Annotated in this window: 20 protein-coding genes; 13 read left to right on the top strand and 7 right to left on the bottom strand. The window is 72.1% G+C overall.

The genetic code is table 11. The features are described from left to right. The first annotated feature begins 64 nt into the window (after nt 1–64). Nucleotides 65–1,291 carry an AAA family ATPase gene (locus ADK60_RS00930; protein ID WP_053642381.1) on the top strand — a complete coding sequence of 409 codons (1,227 nt, stop codon included), beginning with the start codon at nt 65–67 and terminating at the stop codon, nt 1,289–1,291. A gap of 89 nt (nt 1,292–1,380) precedes the next feature. Here ADK60_RS00930 and ADK60_RS00925 read toward each other — a convergent pair whose 3' ends face one another. Continuing rightward, the gene (locus tag ADK60_RS00925) at nt 1,381–1,602 is read right to left on the bottom strand and encodes a DUF397 domain-containing protein (RefSeq protein ID WP_053642379.1); all 222 of its coding nucleotides are present in this window, start codon (nt 1,600–1,602) and stop codon (nt 1,381–1,383) included. 357 nt (nt 1,603–1,959) lie between these two features. Here ADK60_RS00925 and ADK60_RS00920 point away from each other — a divergent pair, with 357 nt between their 5' ends. The 11 genes from ADK60_RS00920 to ADK60_RS00870 all read left to right on the top strand — a co-directional run bounded on the left by ADK60_RS00920 (nt 1,960) and on the right by ADK60_RS00870 (nt 16,740). Further along, nucleotides 1,960–3,813: a sensor histidine kinase gene (locus tag ADK60_RS00920; RefSeq protein WP_079007944.1), complete on the top strand. Its 1,854-nt coding sequence runs from the start codon at nt 1,960–1,962 to the stop codon at nt 3,811–3,813. A 274-nt stretch (nt 3,814–4,087) separates the two neighbouring features. Next, entirely contained in the window at nt 4,088–4,510 is a 423-nt protein-coding gene (locus ADK60_RS00915; protein ID WP_045938594.1) for a DUF1508 domain-containing protein, read from the top strand. Continuing rightward, entirely contained in the window at nt 4,500–4,907 is a 408-nt protein-coding gene (locus tag ADK60_RS00910) for a hypothetical protein (protein WP_053642377.1), read from the top strand. Before ADK60_RS00915 ends, ADK60_RS00910 begins: the two co-directional genes overlap by 11 nt. 376 nt (nt 4,908–5,283) lie before the next feature. Beyond that, nucleotides 5,284–6,351, top strand: coding sequence for a substrate-binding domain-containing protein (locus ADK60_RS00905; RefSeq protein WP_052708863.1), 1,068 nt, complete (start codon nt 5,284–5,286; stop codon nt 6,349–6,351). Between the two features lie 230 nt (nt 6,352–6,581). Then, nucleotides 6,582–7,166, top strand: coding sequence for a hypothetical protein (locus tag ADK60_RS00900; protein WP_045938592.1), 585 nt, complete (start codon nt 6,582–6,584; stop codon nt 7,164–7,166). Between the two features lie 407 nt (nt 7,167–7,573). Then, the gene (locus ADK60_RS45550; RefSeq protein ID WP_199839559.1) at nt 7,574–10,297 is read left to right on the top strand and encodes a hypothetical protein; all 2,724 of its coding nucleotides are present in this window, start codon (nt 7,574–7,576) and stop codon (nt 10,295–10,297) included. 112 nt (nt 10,298–10,409) lie between these two features. After that, the gene (gene pstC / locus ADK60_RS00890; RefSeq protein WP_045938591.1) at nt 10,410–11,429 is read left to right on the top strand and encodes a phosphate ABC transporter permease subunit PstC; all 1,020 of its coding nucleotides are present in this window, start codon (nt 10,410–10,412) and stop codon (nt 11,427–11,429) included. Between the two features lie 58 nt (nt 11,430–11,487). Then, on the top strand, nt 11,488–12,756 hold the full coding sequence (gene pstA, locus ADK60_RS00885) for a phosphate ABC transporter permease PstA (protein ID WP_079007943.1): 1,269 nt from the start codon (nt 11,488–11,490) through the stop codon (nt 12,754–12,756). Between the two features lie 65 nt (nt 12,757–12,821). Beyond that, nucleotides 12,822–14,789 (top strand): substrate-binding domain-containing protein, encoded by a 1,968-nt coding sequence (locus tag ADK60_RS47375; protein WP_286185238.1) that lies wholly within the window; start codon nt 12,822–12,824, stop codon nt 14,787–14,789. Beyond that, entirely contained in the window at nt 14,786–15,727 is a 942-nt protein-coding gene (locus tag ADK60_RS00875; RefSeq protein ID WP_053642370.1) for a sortase, read from the top strand. Before ADK60_RS47375 ends, ADK60_RS00875 begins: the two co-directional genes overlap by 4 nt. A 236-nt stretch (nt 15,728–15,963) precedes the next feature. Beyond that, entirely contained in the window at nt 15,964–16,740 is a 777-nt protein-coding gene (locus ADK60_RS00870; RefSeq protein ID WP_199839560.1) for a phosphate ABC transporter ATP-binding protein, read from the top strand. Between the two features lie 50 nt (nt 16,741–16,790). Here the strand turns inward: ADK60_RS00870 and ADK60_RS00865 are convergent, their stop codons facing one another. After that, nucleotides 16,791–17,630 (bottom strand): HAD family hydrolase, encoded by an 840-nt coding sequence (locus ADK60_RS00865; protein WP_234370879.1) that lies wholly within the window; start codon nt 17,628–17,630, stop codon nt 16,791–16,793. A 185-nt stretch (nt 17,631–17,815) separates the two neighbouring features. Between ADK60_RS00865 and ADK60_RS44355 the strand changes: the two genes are divergently transcribed. Next, the gene (locus tag ADK60_RS44355; RefSeq protein ID WP_159400247.1) at nt 17,816–17,992 is read left to right on the top strand and encodes a hypothetical protein; all 177 of its coding nucleotides are present in this window, start codon (nt 17,816–17,818) and stop codon (nt 17,990–17,992) included. 39 nt (nt 17,993–18,031) lie between these two features. Here the strand turns inward: ADK60_RS44355 and ADK60_RS00860 are convergent, their stop codons facing one another. The 5 genes from ADK60_RS00860 to ADK60_RS00840 form a co-directional block, all read right to left on the bottom strand. Further along, nucleotides 18,032–18,433: a DNA-binding protein gene (locus tag ADK60_RS00860; RefSeq protein WP_053642366.1), complete on the bottom strand. Its 402-nt coding sequence runs from the start codon at nt 18,431–18,433 to the stop codon at nt 18,032–18,034. Next, nucleotides 18,430–18,678, bottom strand: a complete 249-nt coding sequence (locus tag ADK60_RS00855; protein WP_053642364.1) for a type II toxin-antitoxin system CcdA family antitoxin — start codon at nt 18,676–18,678, stop codon at nt 18,430–18,432. Before ADK60_RS00855 ends, ADK60_RS00860 begins: the two co-directional genes overlap by 4 nt. An 87-nt stretch (nt 18,679–18,765) precedes the next feature. Next, on the bottom strand, nt 18,766–19,470 hold the full coding sequence (locus ADK60_RS00850) for a hypothetical protein (protein ID WP_053642362.1): 705 nt from the start codon (nt 19,468–19,470) through the stop codon (nt 18,766–18,768). Between the two features lie 94 nt (nt 19,471–19,564). Further along, nucleotides 19,565–20,371: a hypothetical protein gene (locus tag ADK60_RS00845; RefSeq protein ID WP_053642360.1), complete on the bottom strand. Its 807-nt coding sequence runs from the start codon at nt 20,369–20,371 to the stop codon at nt 19,565–19,567. Beyond that, entirely contained in the window at nt 20,368–20,913 is a 546-nt protein-coding gene (locus ADK60_RS00840) for an RNA polymerase sigma factor (protein WP_053642358.1), read from the bottom strand. The genes ADK60_RS00845 and ADK60_RS00840 overlap by 4 nt, the downstream gene beginning before the upstream one ends. Nucleotides 20,914–20,950: the final 37 nt, after the last annotated feature.

The raw sequence follows: 20,950 nt of genomic DNA, 5'->3' as shown, positions 1-20,950 counted from the left end.
CGGCCGGTCCCTCGGGGGTCCGGTTTCCCCCAGCGCGTGAGGTCCGGGATGCCAGACTGACCGCATGCATGACAACGCCTTCTCTCTCACCCGCGTCCGGCTCAGGCACTACCGGAGCATCGCGGAGGCCGATGTCGAACTGGGTCGTCTGGTGCTGTTGGTAGGGCCCAACGGGTCCGGCAAAAGCAACTTCCTGGATGCGCTCCGCCTGGTGGCGGAGTCGCTGCAGACCTCGCTGGACCAGGCGTTCAGGAGCCGTGGCGGGGTGGGCGAGGTCCGGAGGAGGTCGACCGGACACCCGACTCGCTTCTCGATCGATCTCGACTTTCGGGGGATCGGTTACGAGGGAGAGTACGGATTCGAAGTCGCCGCGGTGCACGGCGGCGGCTTTCGGATCTCTCGTGAGAACTGCGGAGTCCGGTACGACTCGGGAGGCCGGGACGGCAATCGACACGCCGAATCCCGCTTCCGGGTCGAGAGCGGCCGGCTCGTGGACCAGAGCGAGTCGGTGATGCCGCCGGTCAGCGAGCAGCGCCTCTACCTGGTGTCTGCCGCGGGCCTCGAAGGATTCCGGCCGGTGTTCGACGGGCTCGCGGGAATCAGCGTGTTCAATGTGAATCCTGATGTCATGCGGCAACCGCAGACACCGGATTCCGGAGCGTTCCTGCACAGGGACGGATCCAATATCGCCAGTGTCCTGCACCGTCTGCAGCGCAGTCAGGGCGGCAGGGCGGACAAGTCCCGCATCGAGGACTACCTGCAGCTGATTGTTCCTGGAATGCATGGAGTTTCCCGCTCCGACTTGGGGAACTGGGAGACGCTGGAGTTCGCCCAGGAGGTGCCCGGGGCCAAGAGCCCGTGGTGCTTCCAGGCGCACTCGGTGTCCGACGGTACGTTGCGGGCCTTGGGTGTTCTGGTGTCGCTGTTCGCGGGAACCGGGCAGACCCTGAGCACGGTCGGGATCGAGGAGCCGGAGAGCGCGCTCCACCCGGCGGCGGCCGGCGTTCTGCTCGACGCTCTGCGGGACGCCGGCGAACGGCGTCAGGTGATCGTCACAAGCCACAGCCCGGATCTCCTGGACCGTAGCGACTTCGACCTGTCCGAGCTGCGGGCCGTCCGTTCGGTCGGGGGCGAGACGCACATCGGCGAGTTGGACGCGGCAGGAGCGCTCGCCGTGCGCGAAGGGCTCTGCACACCGGGCGAGTTGTTGCGGTCGGACCGACTACTGCCTACTGCCAGTCCCTGTCGCGGGGTCGGCGGCCAAGGCGGATCGATGAACTCTGTGGCCTGACCGGCTCGGCCGGTCGGCGCGGGATGCGGTACAACAGCGGGCACGGTCCGGCGCACTTCGTCTGCGCCGGACCGTGGTTGTGTCCGAGGTCAGACGAGGCCGAAGTCGAACTCGCCCTGGGCGACCGCCTCGATGAAGGCGGCGTGTCCCTCGGCGGTCAGGGCCAGGGCGGGCCCGTCGGGGTCCTTCGAGTCACGGATGAACGACCCCGGTGCGTCGGGGAAGGCGAACTCGACGCAGTTGTCGTTCTGGTTGCTGCGGCTGGACTTCCTCCAAGTCACGTGCAAGGAGGAAGCATTGGCGATGGTCATGTGAGTTCGTCCCTCTTTCGGGTGATGAAATCGAGGGAGTCGTCCACGTTCAGGGCCGCAGCCGTGATCTCGTGGAAGCCCTCTCGGTAGATACCCATCTCCGCCGGATCCTCGATTCAGCTGCTGCGGACCGTCGGCTGTGCGGACCACGGTGACGCCTTCGGCGAGGACGGCCACACCGGGCGCGGCATCGCTCACCCCTGCGTGGCCTCGGTGCCGTACGCGCAGGCCCTCGTCCCGGCGGTCTGAGCCCTGGGCGGGTGTCCCCGGGGACGTTTCCGACCGACCGCCGATCGCGTATCGGCGGTCGGTCGTGCCGTCCATCGGGAGAAATCAGCGCAAACTACGCTCATCAGCATGGACCCCACGCCAGACCTGCCCGAGCCCGCCGAGCCTGCCGGGACCGCCGCGTCCGCCGCTTCCGGCGACCCGGAGGCGGACCAGGCGCCGCACCGCGTTCCCGAGATCGCCTCGCTCGGCCTGGACACCCTGGTCACCGAGGTGGCCGAACGGCTGCAGTCCGCCGCCGCCGTCACCGACCGGATGCAGCGGCTGCTGGAGGCGGTCGTCTCGGTCGGGGCGGGTCTGGACCTGCACGCCACCCTGCACCGGATCGCCACCGGCGCCGCCGAGCTCGTCGACGCCCGGTACGCCGCCCTCGGCGTGATCGCCCCCAACGGGCACGGGCTCTCCGACTTCATCCACGTCGGGGTGGACGACGCGGTGGCGGCCCGGATCGGGGAGCTGCCGGTCGGCCGGGGCATCCTCGGGGCGCTGATCGACCGCCCCGAGCCGCTGCGCCTCACCGAGCTCGGCGCCGATCCCCGCTCGTACGGCTTCCCCCCGCACCACCCGGAGATGAAGACCTTCCTCGGTGAGCCGATCAGGATCCGCGACGAGGTGTTCGGCAACCTCTACCTGACCGAGAAGAAGGGCGGCGGCGCCTTCACCCCCGAGGACGAGCAGGTGGTGCACGCGCTGGCCGCCGCGGCCGGGGTCGCGATCGAGAACTCCCGCCTCTACGAGGAGGGCCGGCGCCGGGAGCGGTGGATCGCCGGTGCGGCCGCCGTCACCACGGCGCTGCTCTCCAGGGACGAGGCGGAGATCGCCCTCACCGTCGCCGCCGAACAGGTCAGGGAACTGGCGGACGCCGCGCTGGGCATGATCCTGCTGCCGGTCGCCGACGAGGACGCCGGCACCGTGCGGATGCGGGTCGCCCACGCCTCCGGGGAGGCGGCCGAGTTCGTGCGCGGCGAACTGCTGCCGCCGGACAGCTTCGCCGCCCGGCTGCTCGCCGGCGAGAGCGTCCACCTCGACGACATGTCCACCGACCCGACCGTGGTGATCCGGCTCGCCCGCAGCTTCGGCCCCTCGCTGGCCGTGCCGATGGTCGCCGCCCGCCGGGTGCTCGGCGGCCTCTGTGTCTGGCGTCCGCGCGGGGCGCTGCCGTTCACCGACGGCGAGAAGCAGCTGGCCGAGACCTTCGCCTCGCAGGCCGCGCTCGCGCTGCGGCTGGCCGAGGGCCAGCGCGACCAGCAGCGGCTCGCGGTCTTCCAGGACCGCGACCGGATCGCCCGCGACCTCCACGACCTGGTCATCCAACGGCTGTTCGCCACCGGGATGATGCTGGAGGGGGCCGCCCGGCGGGCCGTCGTCCCCGAGGTGAAGGTCCGCATCGGCGAGGCCGTCGACGAACTGGACGCCACCATCCAAGAGGTCCGCACCACCATCTACGCGCTCCAGCACGACGACCACGGCGACGCGCCCGACACCCTGCGGACCCGGGTGCTGCGCGAGTGCAGCCAGACCGCGGCGGCGCTCGGCTTCAAGCCCTCGGTCTCCTTCATCGGTCCGGTGGAGAGCCTGGTCGGCGAGAAGACCGGCCGTCAACTGCTGGCCGCCCTGCGGGAGATGCTGTCCAATGCGGCGCGGCACGCCCGGGCCTCCCGGGTCGGCGTCGAGGTCGACTCGACCGTGCACCTGGACGACGACGGCCGGCCCGTCGGCGGCGACCCGGAGTCGCTCGACCGGGGCGGGCGTCCCGGCGTCCTGCTGACCGTCACCGACGACGGCGTCGGCATCCCCGAGGGCGGGCGGCGCAGCGGCCTGCGCAATCTGACCCGGCGGGCGGAGGCGCTCGGCGGGGACGCCTGGCACGAGCCGGGACCGTACGCCCGGGGCACCCGGGTGCGCTGGACGGCCCGGCTCTGAGGGCTCGCCGGAGGGGTCCGGACGCTCCTCGGAAGGCCCTGGGCGCTCGTCGGAATGGTCGGGGCGACTCGGGACATTCTCGAACGGTTGGTGAACGACGCGCAGCGGCGGCGGGAGTGCTTGGCGCGCGGAAGGTGTGCAGTCGGTGAAAGTTTAACGAGAGAGAACTTCGCGGCCAACGGAGAAAGTTGTGCATTTCGTGGCCTTCCGGTGCTCTCGTGTGCACACATAGCTTTACTCCCGTCTCGGAGAGAAACCGGACCGTGGGGGAGCAGTGGACGCGTCTGGCCGCGGTCACACCGCAGCAGGGGCAGGTCGAGGGGGATTCCGGGCCGAACGGGCACCGGACGGACGGTACCGCTGGCAACTGAAGGCGCCGAACGGGCGCGTTGTCGCGGTCACCGCGGCCGCGTACGAGACGGCTGCGGAGGCGGAGCGCGGCTTCGACGGCTTACGGGTCGTCGCGGACGGGCTCACCGCCCGGATCACGCACGTCCGGGACGGCATCGGGTGGGTCTGGGTCGTCCCGGGCACCCGCAATCTCCCGGAGGTGCGGTCCAGCCGTGCCTACGAGCGGTACGCCACCTGTCAGAACGCCTTCCGGCGTTTCGTGGTGCTGCTGGCGAAACAGCCGGCCCTCGAACGTCCCGAACCGATGGAGCGGGGGCCGTCGTTGAGAACATCCGATGTCCGCTGAGCGACGCGGGCCGCGCCTGCTCTCCGTCCCGATCGGCGACCGTTCGCTGTCCTGGGCGCTGCGCGCGGCGAACGGCAGACAGCTCGGCGTCGGCGTGCGCACCTATCGCAACGAGCAGGAACTCACCGATGCCGTCCGTGAGTTGATCATCGAGCGGACCGCGCTGCGGTGCACCGTCGGTCAGTCCGAGGCCCGGCTCTGGGTGTGGACGGCGTACCTGCCGGTCCGCACCACCCGTCGGGGCGCCGCCGAGGCGGCCGGGCCGGTGGCCCGCAGCGCCCGGGGCTACCTCCGGCGCGACCAGTGCCAGGCCGGCGTGACCGGATTCCTGTCCGGGCTCCAGCGCCTGGGGCAGGAGTCGCGCCGCCCCGACCGGGAGGACAGCTGGCCGTTCTGACGGCCCGTCCGCCGTCCCGCAGCCGCCTTCGGGCGGCTACTCGTGCTGGCCCCGCACCAGAACCGCCTTTCCCCCTCTTCCGGTGAAGCCCAGGTATCCGGCAACCCCCCGAGTCGCCACCTGGAGAAGAACGTCACCGGCCTCCCACCTGCGACTTTCCCACCCTCCGCGGCCGGGCTGACCTGTCGCTAAACCTCTCCGAACCGAGAAATCGACAATCGGGGGCGGCTTCGGTCGGCCCTTCCGACGGAACCGGGCCGACCGACAGGATCGGCACTGCCGGAGCGGCCACCGCGGACGTGGCCACCGGTCCTGGGACTGACCACCAGTACCCGGGCTCAGCGATGTACTGCTCTCCCACCGGAGGAAGAGGAACATGCGCAAGACCGCTGCCAAGCTGCTCGCCGCCGCCGCCATCGCCACCTCGGTCGCCACCGTCGCCGCCGGCACCGCCGTCGCCGACCCGGCGTCCCTGCCGGCCGCCCAGGACATCGTGGGTGTCGGTTCCGACACCACCCAGGCTGTCCTGAACCAGTTCTCCACCGACTACAACGCGTTCCTGGGTGCGAGCAGCACCCTGCCGCGTCTGTACAGCTGGGACGCGACCGGCACCTCGCCGATCGTCACCAAGACCGGCGCCACCACGCCGTTCAACCGTCCGAACGGCTCGAGCGCCGGCATCTCCGCGCTGGACGCCACCTCCAAGACCACGGTCGACTTCGCCCGCTCCTCGCGTGGCCCGAAGAACAGCACCCCGACCGTCCCGGGTGACCCGACCACCGACCTGTTCGTGGCCTTCGCCAAGGACGCGGTCTCCGTCGCCACCACCACCACGGGCAGCAACGCTCCGACCAACCTGTCCAAGAACGACCTGATCAACATCTACAACTGCACCTACACCAACTGGAACCAGATCCCGGGTTACACGGGCGCCGGCGGCACCATCAAGGCGTTCCTCCCGCAGGTCGGCTCCGGCACCCGCTCCTTCTTCCTGTCGGCTCTCGGCCTGGCCAACGGTGGCGCCTGCGTCCTCGCCAACCCGACCGTCCAGGAGAACCAGGGCACCGACACGATCCTGAACGACCCGAACGCGATCGTTCCCTACTCCGCCGCCCACTACATCGGCCAGGTCTACAACGGCCACAGCAGCGGCAGCGACGCCGCGGGCTACCTGACCATCCGTTCGATCGACGGCATCTCCCCGGTCGACGGCACCAACGCCCTGGCGGCGACCTTCGCCAACACCTCGTTCGGCCGCGTGGTCTACAACGTGGTCCGCGAGGCCAACTGGAACGCCACCGACACCCAGGGCACCGCGCTGCGCGCGATCTTCGGCACCAACGGCTGGGTCTGCAAGAACGCCACCGCCGCCGCCGACATCAAGAGCTACGGCTTCCGCACGCTGCCGGTCGGCGCCTGCGGCAGCACCACCCACGCGATCTGATCGCACCCCGTACTTCCGGCGGCCAGGGGCTTCCGCCCCTGGCCGCCGGGCCACGCCGGGCCGTCCGGAGCGACTCCGGGCGGGGCCGGCGGCACCACCGCACCGCCCGCACGGCAGCACCACCACGTGAAAGCTCCGCCGCACCACCGCGCGAAAGCTCCGCCGCACGAACGCACCAACCCACGGCCTGATGGCCGGACCGTTCCATGTTGCACACCAAGGAGAGCAGTATGTCCCGCACCAGCGCCCGTCTCGCCGCCGTTGCCACCGCTGTTGTGCTCGCCACCACCGGCGCGGCCACCTCGGCCACCGCCGCCACCCCGGCCACCGGCAGTGCCGTGGTGAACGAGAGCAACACCTTCCTGATCAACTCCCTCTCGGCGGGCGTCATGGTCTTTGCCCTCCCGACGGCCACGGGCTCCTACGACAGCGCCACGGGCCTGTCCGCCGCGTTCCCGGTGACCGGCGGTTCCGCCAACCTCCCCGGCTACTACGGTGACGTCCAGCTGGGCGGCGGGCTGCTCTTCATCAACCTGCGCACCGGCAAGACCGCCGTCTTCAAGAACCTGTCCTTCAGCGTGGGCACCTGGCAGATCACCGGTGTCCCGCAGGGCGGCACCACCCCGGTCGCGCTGCTCGACCCGGCCGGCGACACCACGGTCGCCGGCAACGCCGCCGCCAGCACGCTGACCGCCAGCGACCTCCAGGTGGACGAGGAGGGTGCGAAGTACCTCGACACCAAGCTGAACACCTCCTTCTTCACCGCGGGTCAGTCGGTGGGTTCGCTGAACCTCACCTTCAAGGCCGGCAGCTGACACGCACCAGGTAACGGCGGCGGGGTCCGGATGTCCGGGCCCCGCTGTTCCGCGCGCTCCGGGGAACGGGTCGCCGATGTGATCAAAGAGGGTTGTTCGCAGGCGAGTTGTGGCCTCGTACACCCTGGCGATCCACGGCGTCCATGTACGGCTGGCCGAATGGTGACTGACCATCGGCGGCATCTGGCCAACTCGCGCCGGGGTCCGGCCGGTTCCCCGTCTACGCGCGAAGCGCGGTCCTGGAGGTGCACGTCATGAGAGTCCGTCCACCGGGTTCGAGAGCCCTGGGGAGGTGGAGGAGAGGACTGCTGGCACTGGGGACGGCCTGGGCGGTCGTGGGGGTCACGGCGATCCTGCCACTGGGTGCCGGAACGGTTCCGCAGGCGGCGGCAGCCACTGCGACGACCGTGGACGGGCCGGCCATCTGGCGTCCCGCCACCCAGGATTACGGCCCCAAGGGAAAGATCACCGTCTCCTCCACCACCAACCTCACCAACGAGGTCGTCCACGTCTCCTGGGAGGGCTTCACCCCGACCGTGGACCCGCTGGGCGCCCCGGTGAAGTTCGTCAAGCTCAACAGCTCCACCGGCCAGGAGCTCTACCCCGTCCGGGTCTACCAGTGCCGGGGCACCAACCCCACCGTGCACGACTGCTACGGCAGCACCAAGTTCAACCAGGACCCGGCCAAGGGCTTCCTCCAGCCGGCGCCCCCGCCGGGCACCGTCGCGCCGGAGTTCCCCTTCAACGGCGCGGTCCGGGTCACCGGCCCCGACGGCCGCGGCGAGGCGGACATCGAGGTGTGGACCTCCCAGGAGAGCCAGACCCTCGGTTGCGACTCCACCCACCCGTGCTCGCTGGTGGTGGAGGCCAACTACGGCGGTGACGCGCTCGGTTGGACCACCGAGAACTACCAGCTCGACTGCGCGAACCACACCCTCGACAATCCGGTCGAGAGCGGGTACTTCGCGATGGCGTCGGAGTCGATCTTCGCCATGAGCGGTGCGGAGAACGACACCTGGAACCCGGGCGAGAGCTGTGCCTGGGCGAACCGGGTCGTCGTCCCGCTCTCCTTCGCGCCGACCGCCGGCGACTGCCCCAACGCGGCGCAGGACCTGCTGGTCGGCGGCCTGGCGATGGCCAACCGTGCGATGCAGCAGTGGCGCGCGGGCCTGTGCCAGGGCTCGAAGCCGCTCGGGGTGGACTACATCTCGAACACCGGCGAGCCGCAGGTCCGGGCGAACTTCCGGAACAAGTCGGGGCCGGACGTCGCCCTGACCGCGCTCCCGGAGACCGAGCCGGCGAACCGGCCGTACGTCTACGCGCCCCTCGCGACCTCGGCGATCTCGGTCGCCTACGTGGTCGACGACGTGGCGAACTCCGGCCAGATCAAGACGCTGAACCTGACGCCGCGCCTGCTGGCGAAGATGCTGACCCAGTCCTACGCGATGGTGAAGGGCGTCACGATCGAATCGGTCGGGAACAACCCGGTCTGCATCTTCGAGGACAAGGACTTCCTCGACCTCAACCAGCTCGACCCGGCGAGCGGCCAGCGCTGGCCCAAGTGTACCGACCAGGCCTGGCTGGCCGACTCGGCGCCGATCGTGCTCGGCGGCACCACCGACCTGATCTACCAGCTGACCTCGTGGATCGCCGCGGACCCGGAGGCCGCGGCCTTCATGCGGGGCGAGCCGGACCCGAACGGCATGCGGATCAACACCTTCTACCGGCAGCCGGCCTTCGCCGGTTACCCGGTGGACGCCATCCGGGTGCAGGACTACTCCGGTCCTGACGGCTGGAAGATGTACGAGATCAACCCGCTCAACAACGGTCTGGCCCAGGTCGCGCGCAACCTCCTGATGGCCAAGCCGACCTGCCAGTCCCCGTACGCCGACGTGGACGGCAAGCACCCCGGCTGCGCGCCGGTCGACCCCGGCCGCCGCGGGCTGTTCGCGATCATGGACAGCGGCCAGGCCAAGGCCTACGGCATGCCGGAGGCCGCGCTCCGCAACCCGGCCGGGCAGTTCGTGAAGCCGACCCAGGACACCCTCCGGGCCGCCGTCGCGACCATGCCCGTCGACCCCGCCACCGGCACCCAGAAGCTGCCGTACGGCGTGGCCGGGGCCGAGTTCGCGAGCTCGGCGCAGGCGTACCCGCTGTCGGTCGTGCAGTACGCGATGACGCCGACCGGCGGCCTCTCCACGGAGAAGGCGAAGGCGGCGTCGGAGTTCCTGCGACGGGTGACCGACCCGGCCGAGGGCCAGCGCTACGGCAACGAGCCCGGTCAGCTGTCCCCCGGGTTCCTCGCCCTGACGGACGACCAGCTGGCGCAGGCGCGGTCCGCCGTCACGCACGTCGCGGCGCAGGACGGCAAGTACCCCGGCAACCAGCCCGGCCCCGAGCCGACCGGGCCCGAGGGCGGGAACGGCGGCCAGACCGGCGGCAACGGCGAGAACGGCGGCCAGACCGGCGGCAACGGCGAGAACGGCGGAACCACGGGCGGTACCGACGGTGGAACCACCGGCGGCACCGACGGCGGTACGACCGGCGGGACCACCGGTGGGACGACGGGTGGAACCACCGGCGGGACCACGGGCGGCAGCGACGGTGGGACCACCGGCGCTACCACGGGCGGGACCACCGGCGGTTCGACCGGTGGCACGACCGGCTCCACAGGCTCCACGGACACGACCGGCTCCACCGGCTCGACCGGCTCCACCGGCTCGACCGGCTCCACCGGTTCGACCGGTAGCTCGGGCTCGACCGGCGGCAGGACGTCCACCGGCTCGGGCACGACGGGCGCGGGCACGACCGGTGCGGCCGGTACCGGATCGGGCGCCGCCGCTCCCGCCGCCGCCGCACCTGCGGCCCCGGTCAAGGCGAACGCCGCTCCGGCGGCCACCCCGGCCGCCACCACCGGGCCGCTCGCCGCCGCCCCGGTCGCCGCCGGAACGCCGGCCGCCGACCGCTCCGGCGGAGCCAGGCTGCTGCTCCCGATCGCGCTGATCGCCGGCGCGGTCCTGCTGGTGGGAGGCCCGTTGGCGCTCGTCCTGGCCGGTACTCCGGCCGGCGCGAGGATCGCCGCCGGGGCGTCCGGGGTCTGGGCGCGCCTGCGTCCGGGCCGCCGCGTCTGACGACGCACGTTCCGACTCGGCGGGGCCGCTGTCCCGGCCCCGCCGAGTTCCTTCCCCCTCCCCGCCCGTCCCCCTGCACCTGTCCCGTACCGAGCGCGCCGGAGAGCAGACCATGACAGCCGCCGCCGAGCCCGCGACACCGTTCGCCGAGACTCCAGGCCAGCCGGACCACGATGTACCCCGCACCATCACCGCCCCGTCCACACCCGGTGACCGGGTGTTCCGCGGTTTCCTGCGGGCGGCCGGGTTCTCAGTCTTCGCGATCATGGGCCTGATCGCCTTCTTCCTCGTCCTGCGCGGCGCCGACGCGCTCCGCGCGGTCGGCTTCTCCTTCTTCACCGAGCAGAAGTGGCTGACCCAGGCGCACAACTTCGGCATCGCCGCGGTGCTGCCGAACGGCCTGCTGATCGCCGTCATCGCCCTGGTGATCGCGGTCCCGGTGGCGCTGGCCTCGGCCGTGTTCATCTCCGAGTACGTACCGGTCCGGCTCCGGGCGACCCTGATCTCGCTGGTCGACCTGATGGCCGCGATCCCCAGCATCGTCTACGGCCTCTGGGGCCTGTTCTTCCTCCAGCCGCGGATCATCGGCTTCGTCCGCTGGATGTCGAACCACCTCGGCGACACGCTTCCCTTCCTCAAGGTGCGCACCGGCGACATCGCCAGCTCCTACACCTCGTCGACCTTCATCGCCGGCGTCGTCGTCTCGCTGATGATCATTCCGATCGTCACCTCGCTCAGCCGCGAGGTGTTCTCCCAGGCGCCGCAGGGCGAGCGGGAGGGCGCCTACGCGCTCGGCTCGACCCGCTGGGGCATGGTGCGCACCGTGGTGCTGCCGTTCGGCAAGGGCGGGGTGATCGGTTCCGTGATGCTCGGCTTCGGGCGGGCGATGGGCGAGACCATCGCCGTCGCGCTGATCATCTCGCCCAACTTCGAGCGGATCAGCCACGTGCTGGAGAACGGCGCCAACTCGATCTCCGCACTGATCGCCCTGCGCTTCGGCGAGTCGGACCCGCTCTCGCTCTCGGCGCTGATGGCGGCCGGCCTGGTGCTGTTCGGGCTCACCCTGCTGGTCAACGTGGCGGCCGGGTTCGTGATCAACCGGTCCCGTTCCGGCTCGGCTACGGCGGACTGACCGTGGACCGTACATCCCGCCCCCGCCTGCTGCCGCCCCGTCGTGAAGGGACGACCCGATGACCACACTCGATCTGCCGGCCGAAACCACTGCGGCCCCGGCCCCGGACCGGGCCCCGGCCTCGCCGAGGACCGCGCCACCGCCCGAGCGCCGGATCAGGATCGGCGGGGTGACCCGTGAGGACGTGCTGACGATCCTCGGCGCCGCGACCGGATCACTGGCGCTGGACTGGATCCTCTACGAGCGCGTCATGCCGTTCAGCGGCGCGTTCGGCTTCGTGCTCTGCTGGTACCTGCTGTTCCTCGTCGGCTACACCGTGCTCGGCCGGCTCCAGTGGGGCGCGCTGCTGGTGCGCGAGCGGCTGGTGTCGGTGCTCGCCTGGAGCGCGGGTCTGGCGGTGGTGGGGCTGATCTTCGACCAGATCGGCTATGTCGCGATGCGCGGCTACGAGGCCGCCCAGCACCTCAACTTCTTCACCCAGTCGATGGAGACGACCTCCGCGCTCTCCCCGATCACCTCGGGCGGCGCGCTCCACGCGATCGTCGGCTCGCTCGAACAGCTGGGCCTGGCCACGCTGTTCGCGGTGCCGCTGGGCATCTCGGCGGCGGTCTTCATGTCCGAGGTCGGGGGCCGGATGGCCCGCCCGGTGCGGACCCTGGTGGAGGCGATGACGGCGCTGCCGTCCATCGTGGCCGGTCTCTTCATCCTCGGCGTTGTGATCATCACCCTGGGCTTCGAGAAGAGCGGCTTCGCCGCCTCGCTGGCCCTGACGGTGATGATGATGCCGATCGTCACCCGCGCCGCCGAGGTGGTGATCCGGCTGGTGCCGGGCACGCTGCGGGAGGCCTCCTTCGCCCTCGGCGCCAGTCAGTGGCGCACGGTCTGGAACGTCGTGCTGCCGACCGCCCGGCCCGGTCTGGTGACCGCGGTCGTGCTCGGCATGGCGCGCGGTGTCGGCGAGACCTCGCCGGTGCTGCTCACCGCGGGTTTCACCACCCAGATGAACGCCAACCCGTTCCACGACCGCCAGGTGTCGCTGCCGCTCTACATCTGGAACTACGTCAAGCAGCCGTACCCGGACATGGTCGCGCGGGCCTTCGCGGCGGCGCTGACCCTGATGGTCATCGTGCTGGTCCTCTTCGTCACCGCGCGTGTGCTCGGCGGCCGCCGCCCCGGTCAGCTGACCCGGCGCCAGCGCCGCCGGATCGAACGGGGGGCCCGGGCCGCCGAGCGCGCCGCCCTTGAGCGCCGGACGGTCGTGGCCGCCGGACCCGCCGTGGCCGGTACGCACCGCACTTCCGGAACCGCCGCGGCAGGAGCGAGCTGATGTCCGAAACAACCACCCACCGTACCCGAGGAGTTCCCATGTCGTGGGAGGCTGTTCGCCGACCCGTGGCACGTACCGCCGCCATGCTGCTCACCCTGTGCCTCACCGCGGCGGCACTGCTGCTGGGACAGGCCGTCCCGGCGTTCGCGGCCACCTCGCTGAACGCCGACGGGTCGAGCTGGGCCGGTCCGGCCATCGACCAGTGGCGCAATGACGTCAACCCGCTGGGCATCAAGATCAACTTCAGTCCGTCCGGCTCCGCCGCCGGCCGCAACCAGTGGGCGATCGGCCAGAACGACTTCACCGCCTCCGACGTGCCCTTCCGTACCCAGGAGGACACCGGCCTCGGCCAGGGCGGCCACAGCGGCGGAGCGGGCAACGTCGAGAACCCGGTCTACGGGTACTCCTACGTCCCGATCACCGCGGGCGGCACCGCGTTCATGTACAAGCTGACCGTCGGCGGCAAGCAGGTCCGCGACCTGCGGCTCTCGCCCAAGACCATCGTCGAGATCTTCACCGGCAAGATCAACAACTGGAACGACCCGAAGATCACCGCCGACTACGGCAGGGCGCTGCCCTCGATCCAGATCACCCCGATCGTCCGCTCGGACGGCTCGGGCGCCACCGCCCAGTTCACCCGGTGGATGCAGCACACCTACCCGGCGGACTGGGAGGGCTACTGCAAGGGCATCAACAACGTCCCCTGCGGCGACTACACGGAGTTCTTCCCGAGGTCCGGCCGGATGATGGCGCTGAACGGCTCCGACGTCGTCGCCAACTACATCATGGGCTCCGCGGGCGAGGGCACCATCGGCTACGACGAGTACGCCTTCGCCAAGGGCAGCAACTGGCCGGTCGTCAAGGTGCTGAACCCGGCCGGGTACTACACCCTGCCCACCGCCTCCAACGTCGCCGTCGCCCTGACCGCCGCCAGGATCCGCGGCGTCGACGACAACACCCCGGCGAGCGACCCGAACTTCCTGCAGCAGAACCTCGACGGCGTCTACACCAACAACGACCCGCGGTCCTACCCGGTCTCCAGCTACAGCTACCTGATCGTCCCGCGCAAGGACGCCGCGCTCCCGCCGCCGCCGCGCTTCAACGACGAGAAGGGCAGCGCGCTCAGCCGCTTCATCTCCTACGTGCTCTGCGCCGGCCAGGGGAAGGCCGACGAGCTGGGGTACTCGCCGATCCCCCGCAACCTGGTCCGCGGCGGCATCCTGCAGACCACGCACATCCCGGGCAACGCCAGCTCGGTCGACCCCAACTCGCTCGCCAACTGCCCCAACCCGACCTTCACCGGTGAGGAGCTGACCGTTCTGAAGAACGCCCCGCAGCCCAGCCCCTGCGACGCCAAGGGCACCCCGCTGGACTGCAAGGTGGAGAACGGCAAGCCGGTGTCGGGCGGAACCACCTCGGGCGGCTCCGCCTCCACCGGTGGCGCGGCAGCGGGCGGCTCCGGCTCGGGGTCCGGTTCGGGCTCGGGCGGCGCGGCCGCCGGCGGAGCCGGCGCGGCGGGCGGCGCGGCCACCGGCGGCGGCGGGAACACCGGCGGCGCGGCCACGGGCGGCGCGACCGGCGGTGCGGCCGCGACGGGCGGCGCCGGGAACACCGGCAAGGCCACCACCACCAAGTCCCCCGGCTCCACCGGCACCGGCACCACCGGCGGCGCGGGCACCACCGGCGGCGCCGGCACCACGGGCGGCACCGGCGGTGACACCGGCGGCGGGGCGGCGGCCGACCCCAACGCCGCGGCCGCCGAGACCGGCGACCCGAACGCGGCGGCCGACGGGGGCGACGGCCAGGGCGTCGAGGAGGTCGTCGACCCGCAGACCGGCCAGGTGGTCGCGCGCGGCCGCGGCAGCGGTACCGCCACCGAGGTGGCCGCGGACGTGGTCGAGGTCGCGGGCCGTCCGGAGGACTGGACCCTGAGCACGCTCACCGCGCTCGAACTGCTCGCCGTCGTCATCGTCCCGCCGCTGCTCGGCCGTCGGCTGCTGCGCCGCCGCTCGCAGACGGGCGGCCGGTCATGACGGCGCCCGCCCTGGAGAAGCCCGCCGGGACGGCGCCGTCCGCGCCGGCCCCGGCGGACGCGGCGCCGCCCGCCGCCCCGGCCCCGGAGACCGCTCCGGCCGGGTCCGACGGCTCCGGCCGGACGGCCAAGCGGGTCAGGTTCCTTCAGGCGGCCTGGGCGGTGAGCCTGCTCGCGGTGCTCACCATGGGCTTCGTCGGCTACCTGTTCACGCTGTCGCACATCCAGCAGAAGCACTTCCAGTCCACCGCCTACAAGTCCTTCCGGGACCAGCTCGGCAAGGCGACCGCCCCGACCGGCAAGGCCGCCGACGGCTCCCCCGTCGCGCTGCTGGACATCCCGGCGATCGGGCTGCACCAGGTGGTCGTGGTGGAGGGCACCACCGGCCGGGACCTCATGCGCGGCCCCGGCCACCGCCGGGACACCGCGCTGCCCGGGCAGACCGGGGTGGCGGTGCTGTTCGGCCGGGGGGCGACCTTCGGGGCGCCGTTCGGCGAGCTGAACAAGCTGCGGGTCGGCGACAAGATCGAGGCCACCACCGGCCAGGGCAGGTTCACCTACACCGTCAATGTGTACGGCGACGAGGACCACCCGGTCGTCGACCCGGTCCGCAACCGGCTGGTGCTGGTGACCAGCGACTCCGACTGGATCCCGGAGTCGACGGTGATGATCGGGGCCCGGCTGGACGGCGACCCGGTGGCCAACCCCGGCGGGCGTCCCGCCACCGTGCCGTACGACAAGGCGCTGGCCGCCGACAAGGGCGCGCTGGCCGCGCTGCAGCTGTGGACGCTGGGACTGCTCGGTGCGGTGGTCGCCGTCCTGGTGCTGGCCCGGTACTGGCACCGCTCGGCCGCCTACCTCAGCCTCGCGCCGGTCGTCGGCGCGCTGCTCTGGGCGGTCTACGAGAACGCCGCCGCCCTGCTGCCCAATCTCTACTGACGCGCGCCCGGAGGACCGTACCGATGACGGATGCACCGATGACCCACGTACCGCCCAGCCACGGGCCGGGCGACCCGGCCGAGACCACGATCACCCTGCCCGCCGTCCCGGCGGGCGCCGACGGCGGCTACGCCGGACAGGCCGGACACGCCGGTCAGGCCGGACACGCCGGAAGCGACGGGCAGCAGCTGCTCTACCCGCAGGACGCGCACTTCCAGGGCTACCCCGAGGAGCCCGTGCTGGCCGGGCTGGAGACCCGCGAGGTCTCCGCCTGGTTCGGCGCCCGCAAGGTGCTGGAGCGGGTCTCGCTCGCCATGCCGGCCGGCGAGGTGACGGCCCTGATCGGACCGTCCGGCTGCGGCAAGTCCACCTACCTGCGGATCCTCAACCGGATGCACGAGATGGTCCGCGGCGCCGCGCTCTCCGGCGAGGTGCTGCTGGACGGCGACGACGTCTACCGCCCCGGCCGCCGCCCGGCCGAGGTGCGCCGCCGGATCGGCATGGTGTTCCAGCGGCCCAACCCGTTCCCGGCGATGTCCATCAAGGACAACGTCGCCAGCGGGCTCAAGCTCGCCGGCATCAAGGTCACCAGGGACGAGCGCGAGCACCTGGTGGAGACCAGCCTGCGCCAGGCCGGCCTCTGGGACGAGGTGGCCGGCCGGCTGGAGGCCCCGGGCGGCTCGCTCTCCGGCGGCCAGCAGCAGCGCCTGTGCATCGCGCGGTCGCTCGCTGTCTCGCCGGACATCCTGCTGATGGACGAGCCGTGCTCGGCGCTCGACCCGACCTCCACCCGCCGGGTCGAGGAGACCATCGCGGAGCTGCGCGGGCAGCTCACCATCGTGATCGTCACCCACAACATGCAGCAGGCCCAGCGTGTCTCGCAGACCTGCGCGTTCTTCCTGGCCACCCACGACACCCCGGGCCGGATCGTCGAGCACGGGCCGACCGAGCAGGTCTTCCACCACCCGCGCGACCAGCGGACCTCGGACTACGTCAACGGCCGCTTCGGGTAACCGGACCCGCCCCCGTCCCCGCCCGCCGCGTCCCTGCTCGCCTGCCCGCCCTACTCGCCGCGGTGCCGGAGGATCTCCTCCAGCACCGCGGCGACGCCGTCCTGCTCGTTGCTCACGGTGTGCAGCTCCACCGCCGCCAGCACCTGCGGGTGGGCGTTGGCGACGGCGTACGCGGTACCCGCCCAGTCCAGCATCTCCAGGTCGTTCGGCATGTCGCCGAAGGCCACCACCTCGCTCGGGCCGATGCCCCGCCCGGCGCACCAACGGGCCAGCGTGCTGGCCTTGGTGACGCCGGGCGCGCTGATCTCCAGCAGCGGGATCGGAGCCGAGCGGGTGATCTCGGCGAGGTCCCCGGCGGCCTCCCTGGCCTCGCCGAGCAGCTTGTCCGGGTCCAGGTCCGGGTGCTTGGCGAGCAGCTTGAACAGCCCGCGCACCGGCCCGCCGGTGCCGAGCAGCTCCTCCGCCGGACCGATCGGGTGGTTCTCGTCCTGCCCCCACATCCGGACCTCGTAGCCGGGCTCGCGGGCGAACCCGGCCGGGTACTCGAAGGCGAACGCGATGCCCGGCAGCTTGGCCCGCAACCGCCCGACCACGGCGAGCGCCTCCGCCTCCCCCAGCGGGAACGACTCCAGCAGCTCGCCGCGGTGCACGTCCACCACGGCGCCGCCGTTCGAGCAGATCGCCACCCCGTGGCCGCCGATGTGCGCGCTCACCTGTTGCATCCAGCGCGGCGGACGGCCGGTCACGAACACCACCTGGATCCCGGCCGCCTCGGCGGCGGCCAGGGCGGCGGCGGTGCGCCCGGTGACGGTGCCGCCGGAGCAGAGCAGGGTGCCGTCCAGGTCGGTGGCGATCAGCCGGATCGGGGGAGCGGTGCGCGGTGTGGTCACCGACCCATCTTCGCCCACCGCCGCCGGGAGGTCACCGGGGCGGGTGGTCCGGCCGCCGGATCGATCTTTGCGGCACCTTTCGGCCCCGGCCGCACCGGTTTCCGGCCGATCACCCCGCCCCCGGGGTGTCCCACCGCCCCGACCGGGCAGGACTCCCCTCGGCCACCCCGTCGGCAGGAAGAGCCATGCCAACTCGCCAGGTCCGAGACGAGAGCCCCCCGACCGCCCCCGAGGACGCCCCGCCGCCCTCCCGCGAGCCGGTCCTGATCGGCGACATCCTCTTCGACACCCTCGCCGACCTCGCCCGCCGCACCACCCCGACGCACCCCCTCCAGCTCCCCGCCCAACGGCCCCACCCCTGAAGGAGGGGGCGGGAGGCGGTGCGGTCGGCGTCGCTGGGCTCAGATAGCGATGAGCCGGACCCGGTCGCCGCAGAGCCTGGCCATGTCGTCGACGTCCGAGGTGAGCATGGCCACCGGCCCTGGCTGGCGGAGGGCCGTCTCGGCGACGGTAGCGTCGATGGCGTACTTGTGGCCGTGCAGACCGGCCTGCTTGAGCAGTGCCGCGGAGGCCCTGGCGGCATGCTCGGTCACCGGCTCGATCCGGACCTGGGAGAGGACCCAGTTCATTCGGGCGGTGTTCGCCTTGGCGTGCGAGATCTCCACGATGGTGTTGGCGCCGATCACCAGACCGGCCGCCATCGCATGGAACGCCTTGATCAGTGCGAGGACGCCACGGTCCTGCGAGATCCAGGCGGACATCCCCTGGGAGTCCAGGACGACGGTCTCGATGCGCTCACTCACGCGGCGGCCGCTCCGCTGCCGGGTTCGGACGGACCGAAGATCCTCGCGTGCGCGGAAGTGAGCTCCTCCTCCGTGAAGGCGCCGTGCTCCTCCTCGTAGCGGCGGAGTTCCTCGCCGAGCAGTTGGTGCCTGATCTGCCGGGCTACGGCCTCGGCCACGTAGCCGGAGACGTTGTCCGTGAGCTTCTTCAGCTCGACGACCTGCTCGGTGGGCAGGGTGACGGTGATCCGCGTGGTGGCTGCCATGAGGCAAGCATACCGCCAGTATGCGCGGTCCTGTTCCGGATCACGGAAGAAGGCGGCCCCGCCCGCCGGCGCGGGCGGGGCCACCGCTCAGGAGGCGAGGCGCTTCAGGGCCGCCGTGGTGATGCCTTCGACCGAGGCCGCAGCGCCGGTGACCTCGACGAGGGCGACCCTGGTACCGCTGCGCAGGACGGCGACCCCGCCACTGGCGGCGCCGTCGCCGTTGTAGGACGGGTACCAGCGGGCGGTGCCGCCGGCGGCGGTCAGGGTGTGGGCCGCGCCGTAGTGCCAGTGTCCGGCGGGCTCGTCCTGGCAGTCCTGGACGAGCGCGACGAGCTGCTGCTCCCAGGCGGTGGCCGCCGTCCCGGTGGGGGCGCTCGCGGCCGACTCGATCAGCAGGCCGTTCGTGTCGAGGGTCCAGGTCACGGATGCGTAGGCGGTGGCCGAGCCCTTGGTCAGGTCGCGCATCGTCGTCTCGCCGGAGCAGGCGGACAGCCCCTGGCGTCCGGTCAGGGCGACGGTCGCGCCGACCGGGTTCAGGCCCTGCCGGAAGTAGTCCTCGCTCTGGACGAGGGCGGCGGAGCCGAGTCCGGGCCCAGGTGCGGGGACGGCGGCCGCGGCCGGCTGGGCGGTCGTCGCGGCGCGGTGCGCGGGCTCGTCGGCGGTGGCCGACCGGGTGCCGACGACGCTGACCGCGATCAGTGCGGCGGCGACGCAGGCCGCGGCGGCGACCCGGTTGCGGCGAACGGACTTCTGCTGGACGGCCTGGTGCTGGACGGCCCGGTTCTCGGTCATCTGGTCCCCCTGCTGGTCGGGACGCCTGCTGCGTCCTCGTACAACCGGGGAGATGCCGCCGGGGGAGGGAAAGTCGGAGCCCCGACCGGCTGTTTCACAGCTGTGACAGAGCGGTCCTGACGACGCGGTCCATCGCGGCCGTCCCCAGGCAGGCATGGACCTCCAGCACCCCGTAGTGGCTGCCGTTGCGCAGTACGGCGATGCCGCCGCAGGGCTCCTCGCCCTCCGGCGCCCTGCCGGTGGTGTTGAGGAGTCCCTCGTAGGTGCCCATCCAGCTCGCGGTGACGTCCGGGGCGAGCCGCAGCGTCGTGGTCCTTCCGTAGACCCAGTGCCCCGCTGGTGCCTCCTGGCAGGGCAGCTGCTCCAGCAGCAGGCGCTCGGTGAAGTTCTGCGCCAGGGAAGGGCTCGGGGCCTCGGCGGCGACCTCGCGGGCGACCTGGTCGACCTGGTCGGTGGCCCGGGTGGGGTCGTCCGGGTCGGTGCGGAGGCTGGTCGTCAGTCCGCGGAAGTGGGCACCGGGCCCGCCGAGGGTCTGCGTGAGGGTCTTCTCGCCGGTGCAGGCCGGGTTGGCGTAGAACCCGTCGCCGTACCGGTCGGTGACGTGGATCCGCCCGACGGCGACCTCCGGGCGGAACGCCACGGGTTCCAGCAGGTTCGCGGTCGTCACCGGCCCGGTCGCCCCGGTCGCCCCGGACGCACCGGTCGGCGAGGCGGAGGCGGAGGCGGGCGCCGTCGTCGCGGGAGCGGACCGCCCTGCCGGGTGCGCGGTGGCGCCGGCGGGCGGCGGCAGGACGAACCGGCCGGTCGCCAGCCCGAGCGCGGCGGCCACGACCAGGGCGGCGACGGCGGACCGGACCCGGACGACGGCGTGGCCGCCGCCCGCCGCGGGACCGCCGTTCACTGACCGGTGACCAGGCGCTCGCGCATGAAGCGGCGGGCCTTCTGGATCCGGTCCTTGACCGTGCCCATCGGGGTGTCCAGCTCCTCGGCCACCTGGGCGTAGGTCAGGTCGCCCAGGTCGCGCAGCACGAAGGACTCCACCAGCGCGGGGTGCTGCTGCTCCAGCGCGGCCAGCGCCTCCATCACGTCGAGCCGGGTCCCGGCGATGACGCTGGTGGTGCGCGGGTCGACGGACTCGGGGAGGTCGGCGTGGCTGTCCTCGGCGCGCCGGCGCATCGAGCGGTAGGTGGACCGGGCGGCGTTCGAGGCGATCACCGTCACCCAGCCCAGGAAGGAGCCGCGGCCGCCGTACTCGCCCAGGTGCCTGCTGATGGACAGCAGCGCGTCCTGAGCGGCCTCCTCCGCGTCGGCGTGGTGGGGCAGGAAGCGCGAGCAGCGGCGCAGCACCACCGGCCGCAGCTTGGCCAGCAGGTACTCCATCGCCCCCGGGTCGCCCGCCCGAGCGGCGGCCACGAGCCGTTCCAGCTCACCTTCCTCGAACATCCGGATCCCCCGTTCCGTCCCGCCCGGTATCGCGTCC

The sequence above is a fragment of the Streptomyces sp. XY431 genome (genome assembly GCF_001279805.1).
GTDB lineage: Bacteria > Actinomycetota > Actinomycetes > Streptomycetales > Streptomycetaceae > Kitasatospora > Kitasatospora purpeofusca.
This window is presented reverse-complemented; position numbering and strand designations above follow the sequence as displayed.

Bases quoted from the DNA above. Each gene is read 5' to 3' on its own strand.
- ADK60_RS00930 (WP_053642381.1), top strand. From the start codon at position 65: ATGCATGACAACGCCTTCTCTCTCACCCGCGTCCGGCTCAGGCACTAC.
- ADK60_RS00925 (WP_053642379.1), bottom strand. From the start codon at position 1,602: ATGACCATCGCCAATGCTTCCTCCTTGCACGTGACTTGGAGGAAGTCC.
- ADK60_RS00920 (WP_079007944.1), top strand. From the start codon at position 1,960: ATGGACCCCACGCCAGACCTGCCCGAGCCCGCCGAGCCTGCCGGGACC.
- ADK60_RS00910 (WP_053642377.1), top strand. From the start codon at position 4,500: ATGTCCGCTGAGCGACGCGGGCCGCGCCTGCTCTCCGTCCCGATCGGC.
- ADK60_RS00905 (WP_052708863.1), top strand. From the start codon at position 5,284: ATGCGCAAGACCGCTGCCAAGCTGCTCGCCGCCGCCGCCATCGCCACC.
- ADK60_RS00900 (WP_045938592.1), top strand. From the start codon at position 6,582: ATGTCCCGCACCAGCGCCCGTCTCGCCGCCGTTGCCACCGCTGTTGTG.
- pstC (WP_045938591.1), top strand. From the start codon at position 10,410: ATGACAGCCGCCGCCGAGCCCGCGACACCGTTCGCCGAGACTCCAGGC.
- pstA (WP_079007943.1), top strand. From the start codon at position 11,488: ATGACCACACTCGATCTGCCGGCCGAAACCACTGCGGCCCCGGCCCCG.
- ADK60_RS00875 (WP_053642370.1), top strand. From the start codon at position 14,786: ATGACGGCGCCCGCCCTGGAGAAGCCCGCCGGGACGGCGCCGTCCGCG.
- ADK60_RS44355 (WP_159400247.1), top strand. From the start codon at position 17,816: ATGCCAACTCGCCAGGTCCGAGACGAGAGCCCCCCGACCGCCCCCGAG.
- ADK60_RS00855 (WP_053642364.1), bottom strand. From the start codon at position 18,678: ATGGCAGCCACCACGCGGATCACCGTCACCCTGCCCACCGAGCAGGTC.
- ADK60_RS00850 (WP_053642362.1), bottom strand. From the start codon at position 19,470: ATGACCGAGAACCGGGCCGTCCAGCACCAGGCCGTCCAGCAGAAGTCC.
- ADK60_RS00840 (WP_053642358.1), bottom strand. From the start codon at position 20,913: ATGTTCGAGGAAGGTGAGCTGGAACGGCTCGTGGCCGCCGCTCGGGCG.